The organism is Absiella sp. AM29-15, from assembly GCF_003434225.1.
Classification (GTDB): domain Bacteria; phylum Bacillota_I; class Bacilli_A; order Erysipelotrichales; family Erysipelotrichaceae; genus Hoskinsella; species Hoskinsella hominis.
Genome location: NZ_QVFL01000002.1, coordinates 175,920 through 195,873, shown reverse-complemented (window position 1 = coordinate 195,873; position 19,954 = coordinate 175,920). Strand labels below are relative to the sequence as shown.

Below are 19,954 nucleotides of genomic sequence, written 5' to 3'. Positions count from 1 at the left end.
CCTGTTTTACTGGCTTTGTCGGTGTTTTCCTTTTGGCAGATACTTCTTATAACCCCTCACAACTCCGCACCTTTTGTCCTTTTATCGTAGTAAATTTCGTTGTAAATCACTACGCTATCAGGCTTCGCATTTCCATGTTTGCCCCTGTCTGTGAAGCATGGGCGTACAGGTTCAGCGTTATCATTATGCTGGAATGCCCCATAATATATTGCAGGTTCTTTGGGTTCATGTTCTTCTGTGCTAATCGTGTACAAAACGTATGTCTTAATATATGCGGTGTTATCTTTGGCAAAGGTTCTTCATGGTACTTGTTGTATTTCCTTACGATATTCTTCAATGCAGAAGTATAATTGCAAGCCACCATAGGCATACCTTTCTGATTGAGAAACAGGAAATTGCGGTAACCGTCAATCTGAATGCTTTTTCCAGTTTTTCTTTTCAACACTCTTTGCAACGCTTTTCCAGCTTCTTCACTCATAGGAACTTTCCTTATTCCGCACTTTGTTTTCGGCGTTTCTATGTAATATCCCTCTTGATTGCGTAAGAGCTGGTGGTCGATATTGATTGTATGGTTTTCAAAGTCTAAATCCCTTGCTGTCAGTCCGCATAATTCCGATATTCGCAAACCTGTTTTCAGTAGTATCAATATATCATCATAATACTTCTGATAGACCGTATCCTGTTGAAGAAAGGTCAGTAAATGTTCTTCCTGTTCTTCGCTTAATGCCTGTCTACTTTCGCTGTCGTCCTCAATCACTTCGCTTAACTGAAAATCAAAAGGGTTCTTCCTAACATAATCGTCCTCGATTGCCATGTAGAAAGAAGCCTTTAAGGAACGCTTATAGTTACTGATTGTTTTAAAGCTGTACCCTTTTTCTTTCATTCGGACTGCCCACTCTTTAGCGTCAGACGGTTTAATGCTGTCTATGCTTCGAGAACCCAGCCTGTCCTGTTCCAATGCGTCCATGAGGTACTTTCGCCCTGTCTGTGTGTTTTTCTTGACATTGCTTCTTTGTGCTGTCTTTTTGGCATACAGCTCGCATAAGGTCATTTTCTTGCCTTTGGTATCTATTCCGTCCTCTAAATCACGCTGTATCTCCCGTTCTTTTTCCCTAAGGGATATAGCATCACGCTTTCCTTTTGGAACTCTGTCCGTAGGCACAAGTTTCCATGAATACACAACCTTTGTTTCGCCTGCACGATTAACATATTTATACATATATCTGCCGTCTGTTCTCTGGCTCTCTCCAGTCCTTAAAATGCGACCTTTGTTATCCCGTCTTTTTTCTGACATCTTTCAAAACTCCTTTCAAAGCTGAAAGAGCCTTGTTACGACATATGCTTATCATATCACGCACAAAGCTCTTTTGCATTAGATTTCTTCCAATTTATCAATCAGATGTTCCAGTTTCTTTTTCTTAATCAGCATACGGTTTCCGTTCATCACAACACATTCTTCTTTGTATTCATTTGCAATACGGCGGAGCTTGTTTTCGCCGATACGGAAATAGCTGGACGCTTCCTCAATCGTCATTAGGTAGCGTTCCCATAATGGCATACTGAAATCATACATAAGACTGCACCTCCTTTCTTTTTGATTTTTAAGCAGTCTGACGGCTTTATCATCGCCCACAGGAGTTCCACCTCTGCATAGTCCTTATGTAGCCGTACCCATTGCGTGCGACGCTCTGAACGTTCAAGCTGTGGCTGTACGGGAGTATCATTATCAGACAGGACAGGTCATGGCAATAAAAGGGGATAAATCTTTTACATGGACGCTGACAGTTTCCGCTCGCTTCACAGGGAAAAGGTCATGGCGTATCAGCTCCAACGGCTCGCTGTCTGCCTAACGTATCAGACTGCTTTATTTACTTGTCAAAGAACGGTCAAAAAAAGAAAATCGTCTTTCCTATATACCGCGTTGGAAAAGAGCAGAAGCGTAACCAATATTCAAAACTTTTTCTCTTTTCACTACATATTTGTACAGCAAACGTCCAGTTGCTAAGTTGAAATAAAAATAGTTGAAATCTCTTTTCCTGCACCATATAGGGTAAACAAATATCGGTTTGCTAAGTTGATGATGAAAAAAATCGGTTTTTCTTTTCACACCTTAACTACCCATGCACCACCGTTACTGCCAACAATGGAATGAAAGATTTTCTTTGCACCATATAGGGAACGGCAACTGCCAAATGTTAAGTTGAAAATGAAAAGATTTTCTTCTTTTCATACCAACACTCAAGCGTTACTACCTGTTTGAATACAAATTGAAAATAGTTTTTCCTCTTTTCATAGAACACTGTCCACTAATCATGAATTTCCGTCATATTTCTCAAAAAAGTTTAGATTTTCTCAACTTCCACTTCATATAGGGAATAAACACCTTGTTTTGTTGCAGATTTCTAAAATCTTCTTTCACTCCATATAGGGAATGGAAACCTCGATTTAATGAGTAATTTTGAAAAAAAGTTAGATTTCCTTTTCTCGCACCATATCTGTACGCAAGTAGCTGTTTTGTTGCAGATTTTTTGAAGAAATTAAAAAATACCGTCATTCTCTTGTGGAACAGCGGTATCTATACGTTCTTCTATGGTTGATTTTTCTAATTGTAATAAGTGTTTATGCTTGTCTTTGAGTTCTGCCTGCTCAATCATATCTTTCAGTATCGTTGTATGATTTTCTCTGTCTAATGCCTGCACCATTTTTATGGTCGGTGCAACCTGTCTTTGTAGCCAATGCAATGCCTTTTGCAAGGTGTAAGGCTCTGGTTTTGTAGTTAAGCGTATCGGTTCTCTGTTATCCCCTACAAACCACGCCCAATCCTCATTCATTTTCCATTGACTTTTCGGTTTATCGTCCTCTCTATCTACAAAGCGGACATAATGATTGATGATAGAAAAAGCAGTACGTTCAGCGTCCCGATAAGTCAGTAAGTCTACAACCGCATAATAGGCTCTCTCATTCTTCATGCGTATTTCAAAACGGTTCTTAATCTCGGTATCTTCAATTTCTGTACCATTCTTGACATACTGTTCATAGTTTTTTTGATAAGCACACATATATAGTTCGCTACTTGTTGAGCCAAGATATAAGGTTTCGCCTGTATTCTTTGGCATATCATCACCACATTTTTCTGTACTGCCATAATTTTTCTGTTTACGGAAATAGGAAACACATTCCCCAGCCATATATTTTTCCTTTAGTTTTGGAATATCTAATATTCCTGCTCGGTCATTGATAGCTAAATCAAGCCGTTTCATCACACCGCCAGCCGTCATGCAATCAAGCATAAAATCATACCATGAGCGTTCCTGTGCCAGCAGATAACTTTCCAGTTGCCGACAGCCTTTCCCTTTCAGTTCTAATAGAATTCCTAAATGCTCCTGCATGGAACACATGACATTGATGTCGCCAAGCACATATTTGCTTTCATACCCGTATTTTCCATAATCTTCATACAGCATATAATCGGCTTTCAGTTGCAGTACATCACGGATAATTTTTAATGCGTCCGTAGTAGGAAAGCGGACACGAAAGTAATCAATCAGTAGGAATAATGGCTCTCGTGGATTGAAACGCTCAATCCGTTTTTCTAATGTTTCTTTCAGTTCTTGTGTCAATGGAAGTTTGCCTTTTTCAATGCGGTTATAATACTCACGGCTGATACCACAGGCAACCGCAAGCCTTGTTTGTGTTACTCCGTATTCTTCACGTTTTTGCCTTAATTCTTCAATAAAGTTTTTATCATTCATTTTAAAATTCCTCCAATCAAAAAAGGCAACTACCGTATCTTGATAATTGCCTGTTAATAAAAAATCTGTATAAAAAAAGCAGTCAATCCTAAGACCAACTGCTCTGATTGTAATGAAGTGCTTGTATTTTCTTTATCACTTCTTGTCTGTAATTTTCAATATCTAAAACTCTTTTTTTACCTACCATTAAATACATAATCGGAAAATCAATTTTTTCAAATTTTCAATGCAATAATAGTTCGTCCAAAACGCAAAACAATTCTCAATATTCCCATTGCTAAATATAAATATTAATATATCAGTAAATCGACCGTTCACACTATTGTTGTATTTTATATATGCTACCAATTTTTAAATGAGGCAAATAATACACTTCTACTTTTTCCCCTTCTTTCAAGTTCTTGTGAATAAATCCTATATCAAGTTTTTCTTTTGTTATTTCATTTTCAATAATAACAGAAAAATCCCCATGAGATGTTTTATCCACTTCTACTATTTTTCCTATTACATGTGGATATTGATTTTTTAAAACAAATGGTAAATCTCTTATCCCTGATACTCCAATTGTACAAACACATATCCCCGAAAAAATAATTCCTGCAATATAAAAGCATGTTTGGAAATATTGTATTTTGGGATTTTTAGATAACTGTTCCTTAGATAATTTCTCTTTATACTTTTTGGTTACTAAGTTATATAACATGTTAATAAACACAATACAAACTATTATTATACCAATATAGTAAAAAATAACTTTGTAAATATTCATATTTATATTTTCCTCTATAAGATTATTTTATGTGAAATAGATACTTTTTATATCACACCTTATAAAATGCAGTTTTACCTTGTAAATATAGCGTTTTCCGTTTATAAATGTCCATTGTCTTTTGTTTTTTCTGCCCCCCTTGTTAGATAACGGGGGCTTAATCTTCGCTCGCCACAAGCTCGCTCACAGACGAAGTGAACCAGACACTCGCCAGCAAGCTGGCGTGGCTCTATGTCTTCGACCGCCACCGCGTCTGGATCACTCCACCTGCCCAACTAATAATATCACATTACCAAAAGAGAAAAATTGTATGTTATTTATCTTCTAAATTTTATAGGATAGATAATACAAGCACTTAATGCTATAACAAATAATGAAACTAATATAAACAATCAAAATATAACAAAATCCATAATATTCCTATATAGATAAGTTTTGCATAAATATAGTGATACGATAACCTAAAATTTTAGGATTTGTTTTTTTGATTGCTTAACTCTTTTGGTTCTAGAACAATAATCTCTTTTCCCTCTTTTTCCATTCGTTTTATGAAATTGTCGAAGTGGTCTGTCATAGCATCAACAAAAAATGCTTTTTTCTTTCTTCCATTAATGTACACATTCATACCACCACGTTTCATTTTACAATATGATATATCCGATATTTTCCAATGACTTTTAAATAGAAATACCTTTATAACAGTAACATCATTGTCGTCTACACAAATATCCCAAACGCCCTTGAGTGGTGCAATCATTCCCAAAAACATCAGTCCTAAAAGAGCAACAACTATAATCATAATAAAGGTATTTTTCTTAAATATTTCAGGTTCGTCTATTAGTGCAAATACCATTGCACCAATCACAAAAATAGCTCCAACAGCACAAACTATACTTACATCAGTTATTGTCCTAACCGTAAATTTTTTTAAGGATTGTGTTTGCTTATGATTTCTTCTTTGCATTATGTCCAAAACAAATAAAACAATATATGTTGTTATAATTGCTCCTATATATTTCATACAGTATCCCCTCCAAAACCTCTAGTCTCTATTTATTAGAGTATATCATCAAAAAATCAAGTAGTCATTATTTTTCTGCTATCCGTCACAATATTTTTTATCCCATGTCTTATCAAGAGAGCAAGCATTGCTTACGCAACAAGCTCTTGACAATCCATGTTCTAAAAAAATGGTAGATAATCAAGCAGAAAAAGGACACTTTATGCTATGTTACAGCAACAAAAAGACATCTCATATCTTGTATGAAATGCCATTTTGTTTTTTTTATGTTATTTTCTTTGTCGTATCAAGGTTCTTTCAATCGTAGTAAATTAGTGGTAAATTTCTTTTGTATTTTCATTCATATTGCTTAAAGTCCCTGTATTTATGCAGATAATCAGATTTTTAATCTTTTTTTAACTGAAAAAAGATGACATACATCATCTTTAAAAATCAATCTAATTTTTTCAACAGTGCCCTTTCCTTATGATAATAACTTGGAATCAATAAAACAACAGCACCGATCCATGCAAATACCTCCACCGGATATAAACCATTTCTCCCCATCCAGATGGGCAATATCAATGCGACCGCAATACGTACGATCAATTCAAAGAAACCAGATAGCATAGGAATAAATGTATCGGATAATCCCTGAATGGTAGAACGGTAAATATGCAAAAGATAAAGGATAGGCAGACACGCTGCCATAATACGTAAGAATGTCCATGCGACCTGCATGACTTCTTCATAATTCTCGCTTCCACTTGATATAAAGAAAGACAATAACGTTTTCCCAAACAGGAATAAAATCAATGTAATGGCAAGTGCTGTCACAACACTTAATACCACTGCCGATTTTAATCCCTTCGCAATACGCCTGTAGCATTTCGCACCATAATTTTGCCCTGTATAAGTAACCATTGCATAGCCATAGGATACCGCTGATACTTCTAAAATACCATATAATTTATTTACAGCAGTAAATCCAGCCAAGAATAGTGTACCATAACGATTGATGACACTTGTTAATACCATGCCACCTATAGAAATCAATACATTTTGTAAAGCCATAGGAAATCCAAGCTTCATCATACGCAAATAATACTCCATATCTTTAATCAGATGACGTGGCATATAGGCTTTTATCTGAAGTAATTTATAGACACAATAGCATCCAGCTAAAAATTGTGCAATAATTGTCGCAACACCAGCCCCAGCAATGCCAAAATTAAATACCATAACAAACAGAATATCCAATCCAATATTCAAAACAGATGCCAAAATCATGGCATATAATGGCGTTTTACTATTGCCAAGTGCTCGTAGGATTGCCGCAAATGCGTTGTATAGCATCGTCGCAGGAAGTCCTAAAAAGATAACTCTGGTATATAATAATGTCATATCATAAATCGTATCCGGTGTATTCAACAGATGTAATGCAAATGGTATACAAGGTAATGCGATGCATACAAAAACCACTGTCACAACCAGACAGGATATCATCATTGCACAGATACTGTTTTGTATCTGGTCTTCTAATTTCGTACCAAAAGCATGGGACACCATAATCGAAAAGCCCTGTGCAAATCCTGTGATGATACCAAATCCCATCCAGTTTAACCAGTCACAGCATCCAAGTGCCGCAAGTGCATCCACACCCAGCTTTTGTGAAACAATAATCGTATCCATCACCGTATATAACTGTTGACAGATATTTCCCAGCATCAATGGTAAAGAGAAAAAGAAAATCAACTTCAATGGCTTCCCTTCACACATATTCTTTAATTCCATATAATCCTCCTTCTTCATCCTCTTAATAGAATTAATTATGCCATATAGAGGGTCGCATGGGCAAGAAAAAAAGGTGAGAATATCACCTAATCTAATTGTATCGTTTGTCCAGATGCTACCTGATAGATGCGTTCTCCATTTGATATATACACACAGATAGCACTAGGATTATAAACTTTACTTTGATCTGCGTAAAATATCAAACGCCTGCTGGCTTCTATGTAAGCCTGTAGCTCACCATTCGTGACATACCATACATTATTATGTCCCGTAGCCTTTTGAAAAAACGTTTCTATTTGATTCCATGTTTGATCACGTTCAAATTCATAGCTGTGTCCCCACAGGTAAAATACATTTAACCGCTCTGCATGGTGAATACCTAAAAACTTATCCAGAAACGCAAATATATCTTCATTATGATGACATGTTGGATGCCATTCTAAGAAATCCTGTGGTAATTCAAATTTATATATACTTTTGGTTGTTCTTGCGTATTTTATTCCACATGAACGTAAAATTTCCTTAGATGTCTGATCGTAACAGCCATTTGGATAAGAATATCCAGTGACCAAAGTATCACATATGTTTTCCAAAGCGATACGATTATCTATTATTTCATTTATATTTTGTACACTATTTCCTCTTGTCATCGTGATATGTGAACAGCTGTGACATGCGATCTCATGTCCCTGATATAAACTTTTCACTTCACTTTTTTTGATATAAGGATATTGATGACCTTCACTGACATCAAAATAATCACTGTTCAGATGAAAGGTTGCTTTGATTCCATAACGATTCAGGATTTTCACAAAGCGATGATCCATGATTTTTCCATCATCATAACTACAGGTAAATGCCAATGTTTTTCCTTCTGGAAAACATGTATAAATTCTTTTTCTCATAAATTTTCCTCCAAATTTGTTTAAACAAATTTTGACTTTTTTAAACAATCACGTTACAATTATCGTACGAGGTGATGTTTATGCCAAAAGCAAAATTCACAAGCATATATGAAGCTTTAAAACAAAACATTTTACATGGTGATTATAATCACAGTCATTTACTTCCAACAGAAGAAGTCTTAACTGCCAGATTTCAATGCAGCCGCAATACTGTCCGACGTGCAATCGAAAAACTTCAGGATGAAGGCTATGTGCAAAGTATCCGTGGAAAAGGCGTTGTCTTGTTGGAAAACAAAGCAGCTTCCTCTTTTAAAATCGATTTGCATAACTTCAAAGGTCTAGCATCCATTCAAACATATCAAGATGTAAAAACTGCAACCAGTGTTTTAAAGTTTCAAGAAATTGTAATTGATGATGCGTTATCCGAAACCACCGGTTTTCCAAAGGGCAGTGAAGTATATTATTTACAACGATTACGTTATTTCAATAATGAACCACTGGTGCTGGATATCAATTATTTCTTAAAAAGCATCATCCAAAATCTGAGCGTTGAGATTGCGCAGAAATCCATTTATGATTATATAGAGCATGAGCTTCACTTACAAGTCATTGCTTGTCGCAGAATGATCCGGGTTGAAAAAGCTACTGCATTAGATAAAGAGCTGATCAACCTTCGTGATTTTGATTGTGTAGGGGTTACCTTAAATAATGCATATCTGGATGATGGTAAAATGTTTGAGTATACAGAATCACGCCATGCTCCTGATCATTTTACTTTTTGTGAAACTGTGTCTTTAAAAGATCGCTAAAAATGATCTTTTTTTATATGTGAAACTATACAATCCATGAAATGTTCCCCACATCCCTTCGCAAATGGCGATATCACCGCCTCAAAGGCAATAGGATTTTCATCATATGCTGCCTGATCTGGCATGTAACTAAAATAATCCATAGCATAAGATACAAGAATGATTTCATTTGATAATAAACTTTTCAGATACAAAGCCAAAGAAGAAAACAGTTCTACAGGTACATATACATAACAGATTGTATCAAACTGCATCATATGGACTGGCAGGGAAAGTTGTTTGTTTTCACAATAATATCGCATCTTTTCATATAAATCAAAGAGTTCTTTTTCTCTAGAATTTCGTTGCTGTTTATTCCATAATACCTGTAAATCCTCCTGTGATATATACGTTCTTGCTTTACATGTATATGTAAATGAAGATATTTTTAATTCATTTACCTGCATCCCATCTTTATTCATAACTTCTAATACATGCTGTGCCAATAATGCTCCTAAGCGTTTCACTTCTTGTATACCACTTCCATTTTTCGTAAAACGGGTAGATACATCACCACATGCTCCGTTATAAAACATGGCTAGGGATACCTGTTTTTCCAACATCTCAAAAGCCGGTCCCAATAAGTCACAGCTATATTTTGTATTTTCTTCATGCATAATCGTTGGATGACATGCATAGGAAAAGATGATTGCCTGACGACCAGATTGATTTCTAATATTCAACACAGATAAAGTATCATCGATTGCTTTATCTTTTTGATTTCGATTTGTGCCAATATCTCGAAAATGATCTTTTGAAAAATACAGCACTGCTTCCTCTTTTGTCTGATATGCTTCACTTGCTGCTTGTATTGCTTTTTCCACAAGCATGTCCACCAACGCTTCATCATAATCTCCATCGATATAATCTAATCGTTGATTCCAGCCAGACTTTTCTAATATTTGTGCCGGCCCACTGTGCGTATGAATCGCATTAACGATTATCTGATGCTTTTCTATAGAATATTGTTTCTGTAATCTTTTGATTAATTTATTCACCATCACACCATCTACATATAGTAAATCATATTGAAAGAGAAAGACTTCTTCCTTCTCTTTCAAATAGATACAACGAACATGCAGATTATCTAAGATTCCATCACTTTTCCTTAATCCAATATATCCAGCCATTGGAAGCTGTAAAGATGGAGTAATGATTGCTTTCGCAAATCCGGCAATCATGATTTATTCCTCTTCCATGAATTCTTTTGGTACGGTAAACAGCCAAGTTACTACAAATGATAAGATGGCTGTGAGTATCACCAAGGCAAAGTAAATGAACAGTTGATGTGCATCATACATATATAATAGGAAACCAATAAAGCCACCAGCTCCCATGCCTTTTGCACTTAAGCCAAGAATGGTTGCTAACATACCAGTACAGCCTGCCACAAGACATGCGCCAACAAATGGTTTCATGGTATAACGCAACAAGAAACCAAACATACCAGGTTCGCCAACACCTAACATCTGTGATAAAAATGCACCATAACCAGCAGGCTTCATACGTGTCTTTTTCGTTTTTATTGTAATCGCCAATACCGCAAAACCAAGGGCAAAGAAAATCATGTTATATAATGCATTCAACTGATTAAAGCCTGTACTAGCAAGTAAAGATACCTCTAATGTTGTCATGATATGATGTACGCCTGTGATAACGATAAATGGATATAGGAAAGAAACAAGGAAACCACCAATCCCAAATGGCAAATGCAGTAAGCCTTCCATTAGATTCAATACCAGCATTTCAATCTGATGGAAAACAGGTCCGATCACTAATAAAGAAACAATCATCATAATCAGAATTACAAGGAATGGAGATACCATGAAATCTAAAACATTAGGCATAATCTTTCTGATTTTTAATTCCAGTTTACTGCCGATTACCCCAACCATGATTGCTGGAAGTACACTTCCCTGATATCCTACTAATGGGATATATCCAAATGCCATAATTGGAACGACGCCACTATCTGGAGTTGCCACTGCATATGCGTTTGGCAAGGCTGTAGATACCAGCATTAACCCAATAATCAATCCTAATAATGGTGTTCCTCCAAATGTCTTAAAGGTAGACCAGCAAACAAGTGCTGGCAAGAATGCAAATGTCGTGTCACATAATACAGACAGCATCACTGTCATGGATTCTGATAAACCAGAGCTGCCAAGTCCTAATAAATTCAACAACATTTCATTTGTGATTAAACCACGAAGTCCCATACATAAACCAGTTGCCGCAATGATAGGGATAATGGGGACAAAGATATCTCCTAATAAGCGAATCAATTTCTTTCCTTTTGATTGATCCTGTTGTGCCAGTGCACTTTGATCAGCTTTATTTGTTGTTGATACACCCAGTTTTTCAACTTCCGCATATACTTTATTTACAACACCAGCACCCAGAATGATCTGATACTGTCCTCCTGTAAAGAACACTCCCTTTACTTCATCCACCTTTTCCACTTCATCATCATCAATAATTTCCCGATTCTTTACAATGAGCCTTAAACGTGTTGCACAATGTGCCGCAGATAAAATATTATCCACTCCACCAGTTTTTTCCACAATTTCCTTTGCGATTCGATCATATTGAATAGCCATAATTTTTTCCTCTCTTTCATAAAAAAACACCTGAAAAAGCACACTCCATACCATGACAGCCATGTGTTATTTTCAGGTGTTGCCTGCATTACCAGTGACAATCCTTTATTCACTTTGTATCATCTTTAAGATATGCATCATCAAATAAACTTCCTCACTTAAGGTGATTTGATAGGCATAATCTTTCTTCAACAGTTCACTTATGTGATGCATACATTTCTTCATATCTTTATGCTTCGTAATCAATAAGCGATACATGTCTTCTACATTTACAATTGTTGTTGTCTGATGATGCATCATCCTTTGATAGAAGAATTTCAGATGCGTTGCCAGTCGTTGATTATCCGTGCTGTTAACATCAAACCTGCAATTAAAACTTTCCGCAATAATATCCGTTGTTTCTTTCACAAACATCAACATATCAGAAACATCTTCATTGGATTCATCTTCTCCATTTTGAATATGGATTGCGATAAAACCAGCTTCATCATCTGGCAAGGTTACATTTAGACGCATTTTTATCAATCGTAACGCCCATAAACCGACTTCATATTCTACAGGATACATCATTTTTGTTTCCGCATGAATCAGATTCGGTACCTGCTTGCCTTTTTTCGTTCTTGTGATCGCTACATACAAATGATCCACTAGAGCAGGCAATATCGTATCGCTCACATGCTTAGAAAGCTTTCGGTTTGCCCTGTCTAAAATTGCTTCCGCAATTTCCAGATATTCTACCGACGTTGTTTCCATCATTTGATACAACAATTTTTTCCTTTGGTTTTCTACATAATAATAATTTGTGATTTTTGATTGATCGACAACATCGCCGACCTTTTTTCCAAACCCGATGCCAGTACCACTTAATAGTGCCTCACGTTTTTCCGGGGTAATGGTGGCCACCAGATTGTTATTAAAAACTTTTGTGATTTTCATAACTATCACTCCCAGTAAACATGTAACCGCTTTAGGTTTGTACCTATATGATACCCTCACTTTTACTTAATGTCAACACATTTTTATACATTTTCAATATTTGTTTAAACAAATATTAATAAATAATGCTATTTTCATCATGTAATATCAATATATTTTAGCTTATTGCATTAGTTGTTTAAACAATGAAAAAGGAGCATTTCTGCTCCTTTTTCATTAATCCAGCTCTAAACCCCCGGTATATAATTGATAATAAATCTTTTTCTCTTTCATTAATTTCTCATGATTTCCTCGTTCTATAATATGTCCCTGATCCATAACCATGATCACATCAGAATTACGAATTGTAGATAAACGATGCGCAATGACAAATACGGTTCTTCCCTGCATCAGTTTATCCATACCATCCTGTACGATTTTTTCGGTACGTGAGTCAATAGAACTGGTCGCTTCATCAAGAATTAAAACAGGAGGATTAGCTAAAGCCGCACGTGCAATGGATAATAACTGTCGCTGTCCTTGTGATAGAGATGCACCATCTCCTGTAATCATGGTTTGATAGCCATGATCTAAATGACGGATAAAACCATCTGCGTTCGCAAGTTTTGCGGCGGAAATGACTTCTTCATCGCTTGCGTCATTTTTTCCATAACGGATATTATCCGCAATGGTGCCGGTAAACAAGTGGGTATCCTGAAGAACAATACCTAAAGAACGTCGCAAATCATCTTTCTTGATTAATTTGATATCAATGCCATCATAGGTAATCATTCCTTTTTGAATATCATAGAAACGATTGATCAAATTGGTAATGGTTGTCTTGCCCGCACCTGTTGCGCCAACAAAAGCTACCTTTTGACCACGCTGTGCATATAAATTGATATCAAATAATATCTGTTTATTATCCACATATCCAAAGTCCACATGATCAAAGATAATATCACCAACCAAAGGTACATAGGTAATCGTTCCATCATTTCTTGGATGACGCCATGCCCATTTCCCAGTATGCTGTTCACTTTCCACAAGTTCTCCATTTTCTTCTTTTACATTTGCCAGTGTCACAATACCTTCATCTACTTCTAATTCCTCATCCATTAGCGCAAAGATACGCTTAGCACCCGCAGATGCCATAATAACGGAATTTAACTGCTGGGATACCTGTGTAATAGGTCCGGTAAATGATTTATTCAATTGTAGAAAGCTTGCCAGCGCTCCCAGTGTTAATCCACCAAATCCATTAATAGCAAGTACACCGCCAATGAGTGCTGTTAATACATAAGAAATATTTCCTAAGTTTCCAAGTACCGGCATCAAGATATTCGCATACTTATTTGCCTGATAGGCACTTTCAAATAATGCATCATTTACTTCATCAAATTCTTTTTTGACTGCTTCTTCATGCGTAAATACTTTAACAACCTTCGTGCCACTCATCATTTCTTCAATATAGCCATTGACTTTACCAAGATCTTTTTGCTGACGATGGAAATAAATACTACTTTGTCCAGCGATTTTACTCATCACTGTTTTCATAATCAACACCATCACAATAACGATCAGCGTTAATGGAAGGCTTAAGATACACATGGAAATAAATACACCAATAATCGTAATCAATGATGAAAACAACTGGGGAATACTTTGTGAAATTACCTGTCGCAAGGTATCTGTATCATTGGTATAAACTGACATGATATCCCCATGAAAGTTGGTATCAAAATATCGAATAGGAAGTTTTTCCATATGGGCAAATAAATCATCACGAACACGTTTCATGGTACCTTGTGATATCTCAATCAATAGTTTGCTATACAGATATGTAGAAACCACACCACATAAATAAATACCGCCCATGGTACATAATGCTTGAAATAATGGGGTAAAGGAAGGATTGGCAGTTCCCAGTAATGGTGTAATATAATCATCAATCAGACTCTTAATGAATAAAGAACTGACAACAGTGGCAAGTGAACTGATGATGATAAATATCAATACGAATACACTGACTGCCTTGTAGTGTGCAATCGTATATTTCATTAAACGCAATAATACGTTCATGGAGTCCTTATCGGCCTTCACTCTGCTTTGTTGTTTATTTACTCTCATCATCTTCACCTCCCTTTACCTGTGTTGCATATACTTCCTGATAGATTGGGTTGTTTTTCAATAGTTCTTCATGTGTACCAAAACCAGATACTTTACCATCATCCATCACAATGATTTTATCCGCATCTTCAATAGATGAAATACGCTGAGATATAATAAACTTTGTGATATGTGGAAGATCTTCTTTAAATGCTTTTCTAATCAGATAATCTGTACGTGTATCCACAGCACTGGTAGAGTCATCCAAGATTAATATTTTTGGATTCTTCAATAAGGCACGTGCAATACATAAACGCTGTCGCTGTCCTCCGGAAACATTACTGCCACCTTGTTCGATATGGGTATCATAACCATTTGGAAATGCTTGTATAAAGCTATCAGCCTGCGCCAGTTTACATACATGTATCATTTCTTCATCACTTGCATCGCCTTTTCCCCAGCGAAGATTATCCTTAATACTGCCTGAGAACAGCACATTATTCTGTAATACCATGGAAACCTGATCACGCAATACTTTTACATCATATTCTTTCACATTATGACCGCCAACCAATAGTTGTCCTTTTGTGACATCATATAATCTTGCCAGCAGTTGCACAAGTGAAGATTTTCCACTGCCGGTACCACCCATAATTCCAATCGTTTGTCCTGCTTCTATTCGTAAATCAATATCCTGTAAAGCATCACTTTCACAATGTTCTCCATAAGAGAAACTGACATGATCAAATACCACAGAACCATCTGGAACATCCATCAATGCATTGTCTGGTGATACGATATCACTTTTTTCTTCCAGAACTTCATGAATACGTTTTACAGAAGCAAATGACATAGACAACATAACAAATATCATAGATAACATCATCAAAGACATTAATATATTCATGGTATACGTTATCATACTCATAAGCTCGCCAGTAGTTAATGTGGAGCCAACGATTTTTTGTGCACCCAGCCAAGAAATTGTGATAATACATCCATACATGGCTAACTGCATAGATGGTGAGTTAAATATCAGGATATTTTCAGCTTTCTTAAACATTTTATATATCTGATAAGATGCGCTGTGAAATTTATTGATTTCATGGTCCTCTTTTACATACGCCTTGACTACACGCATATTGGTGATATTCTCTTGTACACTGGCATTTAAATCATCGTATCTTTCAAATACTTTCAAAAAGATCGGATGTGCAAAACGCATAATAATTATCAAGACAATCCCCAGAAATAAAGCCGCATAAAAGAAAACCATAGACAACTCTGAATTGATGATAAATGTCATACTCAAAGCACATACCAGAGTCAATGGCGCACGTACACACATACGCAATACCATTTGATAAGCATTCTGTATATTGGTCACATCCGTCATTAAACGTGTCACAAGGCCTGCTGTGGAAAAATGATCCACATTCTGAAAAGAAAAATCCTGTATATTGGAAAACATTGCTTTCCTTAGATTCCTTGCGAAGCCTGCGGATCCATAGGCAGCATATTTTCCAGACATAGCACCACAAAATAATGAACCAAATGCCGCAACACTCATAATCAAGCCAAACTTTACAACCTCTCCCATATCGCCTTTACTAACACCCAAATCAATGATATAAGACATTAAAAATGGCAGGGATATTTCTAAAAGCACTTCTCCCACCATGAATACTGGCGCAAGAATGGATGCTTTCTTAAACTCTTTTACTTCCAATAATAATCGTTTTACCATAAAGAACTCCTTTCTCTTTTATACCTATAGCATGCTATATATTTAGCCATAAAACGGCTTCAGGTGTTGCCGTATAAAATCTTTTCTAACATATATGCCAGACTTTTTACTTCTTCTTCACTCAAATTTTCTACCAGCTGTTGCTCATTTTCCTGAAATTTTTTGCGTAATACCTTGTCTAATTCTAATGCTTCATTCGTGACATCAATATTTTTTACACGTGCATCTGCCGGATTTACTTTTCGTATGATCAATCCTTTATTCTCTAAACGATTTAATATACCTGTCACAGTAGGATTTGATATATCCATATCACGTTCAATATCTCTTTGATTGATGATTCTTCCCTGATCATGTGCCTTAAATAAATAAATCAAGGTAAACGTTTGTGCACCCGTCAAATCAAACTCTGCAAACATTTCATTTAAACGCACCTGATTCATATGGAATACTTGTTTGATTAAAAAGCCAATTCTTTTATCTGACATATCTTCACCTCATTTAAATAGTCAGCTATATGATAGCATGCTATGTATTATAATCCCAGAATTTATATTTGTCAAACAAAAGAAAACAAGACCAGGCATTACTAAAAGAAAACAAGACCAGGCATTACGCCTGATCCTGTACCTTCTTGAAATGTAAGATGGCTTTAAACAAGTCACCATCAATTTCAATATGGAAGCTTCCCTGCTGAACCTCTGTAAAACTCTTTACAATCGCAAGTCCTAATCCACTTCCTGTTTCATGACGGGACTTATCTCCTCGCACAAACCGGTCCACAATCTCTTCTGCGGTGAAATTCATCTGTTCCATGGATATATTTTTAAATATGATTTCTACATCATCCTTCACATGTACTTCAATATAAACACGACTATTTGGCATTGCATACTTACTTATGTTGGTAAACAGATTCTCAAAGATACGATATGTTTTATCTCCATCCAAATGACAAATGATTTCTGATTCCTCAAAGCAGGTAATGATATTCAGTCCTTTTTCTTCCAGCTGATCCATACATTCTGCCTGTGCCTGTTCAATTAAGGCAATGATATTGATATCCATCAAAGACAGCTTCATATTGCCACTATTTACTTTACTGACATCAAATAAATCTTCTATCAACGTTGTCAAACGATTAGAATATTGATTCAAATTCTCCAGATATTCATGTCTTGTGGCTTCATCCAACTGATCATCCTGTAGTAATACGATATAATTTTTGATACAGCTAAGCGGTGTTTTTAAATCATGTGATACATTACTGATAAGTTCTGTTTTCATATTTTGTGATTTTGTTTCTTCTTTTACTGCTTTCTCAAAACCATCACGAATAGGGGAGAAATCTTCTTTCAGTCCATTAAACATTCCTAAATCTTCCTGTATATTGACATCGAAATTACCATTTCCCAGTTGTTTTGCGGCATCTATGATTTTTAGATAATCCTGCTGTATATTCTTTGCTTTCTTACTGATCCATACAAAACATAATAAAGCATATACAATCGCAAGGAAATAACCAAATACCCAAATCGTACACATGATAAAGATGATAATGGTATTGATCAACACAAATTTAAGAATCGTTTTATCTAATGGATTGGATAAATCAAATTCACTAAGTCGATGACTATAGCTTTTTATCTTTCGGATAAGGGAAGCTATTAATGTATCTTCTTTCAAATATCGCATGATGCCATGCGCAAAAATATACTTGATTTGGAAGATTTCAAGAGAAATAACCCCCAGTGTGATAAACCATACCACAAAGTTTATGATTGGAATCAACATATTTCCCCCACCAATGTTCATCTGATGAAAGAATTCATAGAATTCTTTGTTTATTGTGAATACACTTAACATGATTGTACTAGTAATCCAAATACTGATTAAAAATGCCATCAATAAGATACGTAATCCAGCTTTCAAATGATAAATCCTTTTAAACAAAGGCGCATTTTCCACAACACGAACAGGATATATTAAGAAGAACATAAACAATATTCCACAACTTACTGCCATTGCTGTAGCCGCAAATGCATAGGCATAAGATTCATAATACACATTGCCATAATAATGACTGCTTTTTGTGACTTCTTGAGGAAGTGCAAAACTCACAGATAAGTTTTTTGGAATATTTACTTTGATACTCTCATCGCCATAATGTACACCATGATAATCAAATCCATTCTCTACGTCTTCAACAGAGTATAAATCCATATACCTATCACGATAATAATCTAAAACATTTTTGGCAATAGATTCAAATATCGATTGATTAAATATTCTATCATCTAAATCACCTTTCAATTGTATATTGCTATCCGCATGAAATTGAATGGTGAATTGAAACAGCTTATCCGTTTTTTCCATATTTTCTTTGTGATGGGAAAGCTCTTTATTTGTTTTGGTGTCAACTGCCTGAAACATAAAGTCAGAATCACTTTGAATCACAGTAAGACTGTTTTTTAATACATCATTGATATACTCATCGCATATATTCTGCATATATTCTGGTACTTCTTTGCCATAACTTAGCACTTTATAATCTGGATTCATGGCTTTTTGTAAAGCTAATGCATAATAACCAAATTCGTCACAATAATGTAGTGTAATATCTTCCTTTGACACTTTACTATGTGCTCTTACATTATCATAAAGTGATAAAACAGTACCACTCATGATAGCTAATAATAAACAAAAGATGACAAGAAATATCCCTTGTTTCTTTTTCATAATCTTCACCTGACCTTTTCTATTTTATATCCAATGCCCCAAACCACTTTTAAATATTCTGGTTTACGAGGATTTACTTCAATCTTTTCTCTTAATTTTCGTACATGTACCATAATCGTTTCTGTATTAATGGCATCTTCTTTCCATACGGCTTCATAGATTTCTTCCGCTGAATATACACGCCCGGGATAGCTCATCAATAACTCTAATATTTGAAATTCTTTGGCAGTCAGACGAATCGCATTGCCATTCACAAATGCTTCTTTGCTGTATTGATCAAGTTCTAAACCACCAACAACTAAACGATGGCTTTGCTCAACCGGTTTTCCTGCATTCTTTTTTAAATCAAGAATTTGTTCATAACGGCGGATATGAGAATTGACTCTTGCGATTAATTCCATTGCCTCAAAAGGCTTGGTTACATAATCATCTGCCCCAAGATTTAATCCTGTAATCTTATCGATATCTTCTGATTTCGCACTTAAAAAGATAATAGGAAAATCGTAATTTTTTCTTAGCTGCATAGTCATCGTGATGCCATCCATTACCGGCATCATAATATCGACAATGGCAAGGTGTATTTCATGTTGCGCAACCATTTGTAGACCTTCTTCCCCATTTTGTGCCTGTATAACTTCATATCCTTGATTCTTTAAAAAGATAGATACCGTTTCTCTAATTCCCTTTTCATCTTCTACGACTAATATTGTATGTTTCATATCATCCCATCCTTTATACTTGCTTCTTATTATACCATTTTTTTGACTGTTTCCTCC

General features: G+C 35.7%; 16 protein-coding genes. 1 reads left to right on the top strand and 15 read right to left on the bottom strand.

Going from position 1 to position 19,954, the window contains the following annotated elements; translation table 11 throughout:
* Positions 1 to 109: 109 nt before the first annotated feature.
* From DW761_RS03020 to DW761_RS02975, 7 genes are all read right to left on the bottom strand, one after another.
* Complete coding sequence (locus tag DW761_RS03020) at positions 110 to 1,294, bottom strand: site-specific integrase (RefSeq protein ID WP_054344614.1); 1,185 nt, start codon at positions 1,292 to 1,294, stop codon at positions 110 to 112.
* A 78-nt stretch (positions 1,295 to 1,372) separates the two neighbouring features.
* Positions 1,373 to 1,573, bottom strand: a complete 201-nt coding sequence (locus DW761_RS03015) for an excisionase (RefSeq protein ID WP_054344615.1) — start codon at positions 1,571 to 1,573, stop codon at positions 1,373 to 1,375.
* A 964-nt stretch (positions 1,574 to 2,537) separates the two neighbouring features.
* Positions 2,538 to 3,752, bottom strand: a complete 1,215-nt coding sequence (locus DW761_RS03000; protein WP_077735090.1) for a replication initiation factor domain-containing protein — start codon at positions 3,750 to 3,752, stop codon at positions 2,538 to 2,540.
* 319 nt (positions 3,753 to 4,071) lie between these two features.
* The gene (locus tag DW761_RS02990; RefSeq protein WP_142793769.1) at positions 4,072 to 4,455 is read right to left on the bottom strand and encodes a hypothetical protein; all 384 of its coding nucleotides are present in this window, start codon (positions 4,453 to 4,455) and stop codon (positions 4,072 to 4,074) included.
* 535 nt (positions 4,456 to 4,990) lie between these two features.
* A complete protein-coding gene (locus DW761_RS02985) occupies positions 4,991 to 5,542 on the bottom strand; it encodes a DUF6560 family protein (RefSeq protein ID WP_054344618.1) in 552 nt (183 codons plus the stop codon).
* A 432-nt stretch (positions 5,543 to 5,974) separates the two neighbouring features.
* Positions 5,975 to 7,315 carry an MATE family efflux transporter gene (locus tag DW761_RS02980; RefSeq protein ID WP_117516375.1) on the bottom strand — a complete coding sequence of 447 codons (1,341 nt, stop codon included), beginning with the start codon at positions 7,313 to 7,315 and terminating at the stop codon, positions 5,975 to 5,977.
* Between the two features lie 86 nt (positions 7,316 to 7,401).
* Positions 7,402 to 8,220 (bottom strand): polysaccharide deacetylase family protein, encoded by an 819-nt coding sequence (locus DW761_RS02975; RefSeq protein WP_117516374.1) that lies wholly within the window; start codon positions 8,218 to 8,220, stop codon positions 7,402 to 7,404.
* Positions 8,221 to 8,300: 80 nt separating this feature from the next.
* On the opposite strand from DW761_RS02975, the gene DW761_RS02970 reads away from it, so the two are divergent.
* Positions 8,301 to 9,029, top strand: coding sequence for a UTRA domain-containing protein (locus DW761_RS02970; protein WP_117516373.1), 729 nt, complete (start codon positions 8,301 to 8,303; stop codon positions 9,027 to 9,029).
* Here DW761_RS02970 and DW761_RS02965 read toward each other — a convergent pair.
* The 8 genes from DW761_RS02965 to DW761_RS02930 form a co-directional block, all read right to left on the bottom strand.
* Positions 9,026 to 10,249, bottom strand: a complete 1,224-nt coding sequence (locus DW761_RS02965) for a neutral/alkaline non-lysosomal ceramidase N-terminal domain-containing protein (protein ID WP_117516372.1) — start codon at positions 10,247 to 10,249, stop codon at positions 9,026 to 9,028. The two genes, DW761_RS02970 and DW761_RS02965, sit on opposite strands and share 4 nt — an antisense overlap.
* Positions 10,250 to 10,252: 3 nt before the next feature.
* Positions 10,253 to 11,668 carry a PTS transporter subunit EIIC gene (locus tag DW761_RS02960; RefSeq protein WP_117516371.1) on the bottom strand — a complete coding sequence of 472 codons (1,416 nt, stop codon included), beginning with the start codon at positions 11,666 to 11,668 and terminating at the stop codon, positions 10,253 to 10,255.
* Between the two features lie 105 nt (positions 11,669 to 11,773).
* Positions 11,774 to 12,604: a PRD domain-containing protein gene (locus tag DW761_RS02955; protein ID WP_117516370.1), complete on the bottom strand. Its 831-nt coding sequence runs from the start codon at positions 12,602 to 12,604 to the stop codon at positions 11,774 to 11,776.
* Positions 12,605 to 12,820: 216 nt separating this feature from the next.
* Positions 12,821 to 14,716: an ABC transporter ATP-binding protein gene (locus tag DW761_RS02950; RefSeq protein ID WP_394336545.1), complete on the bottom strand. Its 1,896-nt coding sequence runs from the start codon at positions 14,714 to 14,716 to the stop codon at positions 12,821 to 12,823.
* Complete coding sequence (locus DW761_RS02945) at positions 14,700 to 16,439, bottom strand: ABC transporter ATP-binding protein (protein WP_117516368.1); 1,740 nt, start codon at positions 16,437 to 16,439, stop codon at positions 14,700 to 14,702. The genes DW761_RS02950 and DW761_RS02945 overlap by 17 nt, the downstream gene beginning before the upstream one ends.
* Positions 16,440 to 16,498: 59 nt before the next feature.
* A complete protein-coding gene (locus tag DW761_RS02940) occupies positions 16,499 to 16,927 on the bottom strand; it encodes a MarR family winged helix-turn-helix transcriptional regulator (RefSeq protein WP_117452937.1) in 429 nt (142 codons plus the stop codon).
* Between the two features lie 124 nt (positions 16,928 to 17,051).
* Entirely contained in the window at positions 17,052 to 19,178 is a 2,127-nt protein-coding gene (locus DW761_RS02935) for a sensor histidine kinase (RefSeq protein ID WP_117516367.1), read from the bottom strand.
* A gap of 5 nt (positions 19,179 to 19,183) precedes the next feature.
* Positions 19,184 to 19,897: a response regulator transcription factor gene (locus DW761_RS02930; protein ID WP_117516366.1), complete on the bottom strand. Its 714-nt coding sequence runs from the start codon at positions 19,895 to 19,897 to the stop codon at positions 19,184 to 19,186.
* Positions 19,898 to 19,954: the final 57 nt, after the last annotated feature.

Excerpts from the sequence above, each read along its gene's own strand:
- DW761_RS02930 (WP_117516366.1), bottom strand. The coding sequence starts at position 19,897 with ATGAAACATACAATATTAGTCGTAGAAGATGAAAAGGGAATTAGAGAA.
- DW761_RS02935 (WP_117516367.1), bottom strand. The coding sequence starts at position 19,178 with ATGAAAAAGAAACAAGGGATATTTCTTGTCATCTTTTGTTTATTATTA.
- DW761_RS02985 (WP_054344618.1), bottom strand. The coding sequence starts at position 5,542 with ATGAAATATATAGGAGCAATTATAACAACATATATTGTTTTATTTGTT.
- DW761_RS02955 (WP_117516370.1), bottom strand. The coding sequence starts at position 12,604 with ATGAAAATCACAAAAGTTTTTAATAACAATCTGGTGGCCACCATTACC.
- DW761_RS02965 (WP_117516372.1), bottom strand. The coding sequence starts at position 10,249 with ATGATTGCCGGATTTGCGAAAGCAATCATTACTCCATCTTTACAGCTT.
- DW761_RS03020 (WP_054344614.1), bottom strand. The coding sequence starts at position 1,294 with ATGTCAGAAAAAAGACGGGATAACAAAGGTCGCATTTTAAGGACTGGA.
- DW761_RS02970 (WP_117516373.1), top strand. The coding sequence starts at position 8,301 with ATGCCAAAAGCAAAATTCACAAGCATATATGAAGCTTTAAAACAAAAC.
- DW761_RS02950 (WP_394336545.1), bottom strand. The coding sequence starts at position 14,716 with ATGATGAGAGTAAATAAACAACAAAGCAGAGTGAAGGCCGATAAGGAC.
- DW761_RS03000 (WP_077735090.1), bottom strand. The coding sequence starts at position 3,752 with ATGAATGATAAAAACTTTATTGAAGAATTAAGGCAAAAACGTGAAGAA.
- DW761_RS02980 (WP_117516375.1), bottom strand. The coding sequence starts at position 7,315 with ATGGAATTAAAGAATATGTGTGAAGGGAAGCCATTGAAGTTGATTTTC.
- DW761_RS02945 (WP_117516368.1), bottom strand. The coding sequence starts at position 16,439 with ATGGTAAAACGATTATTATTGGAAGTAAAAGAGTTTAAGAAAGCATCC.
- DW761_RS02940 (WP_117452937.1), bottom strand. The coding sequence starts at position 16,927 with ATGTCAGATAAAAGAATTGGCTTTTTAATCAAACAAGTATTCCATATG.
- DW761_RS02990 (WP_142793769.1), bottom strand. The coding sequence starts at position 4,455 with ATGTTATATAACTTAGTAACCAAAAAGTATAAAGAGAAATTATCTAAG.
- DW761_RS03015 (WP_054344615.1), bottom strand. The coding sequence starts at position 1,573 with ATGTATGATTTCAGTATGCCATTATGGGAACGCTACCTAATGACGATT.
- DW761_RS02975 (WP_117516374.1), bottom strand. The coding sequence starts at position 8,220 with ATGAGAAAAAGAATTTATACATGTTTTCCAGAAGGAAAAACATTGGCA.
- DW761_RS02960 (WP_117516371.1), bottom strand. The coding sequence starts at position 11,668 with ATGGCTATTCAATATGATCGAATCGCAAAGGAAATTGTGGAAAAAACT.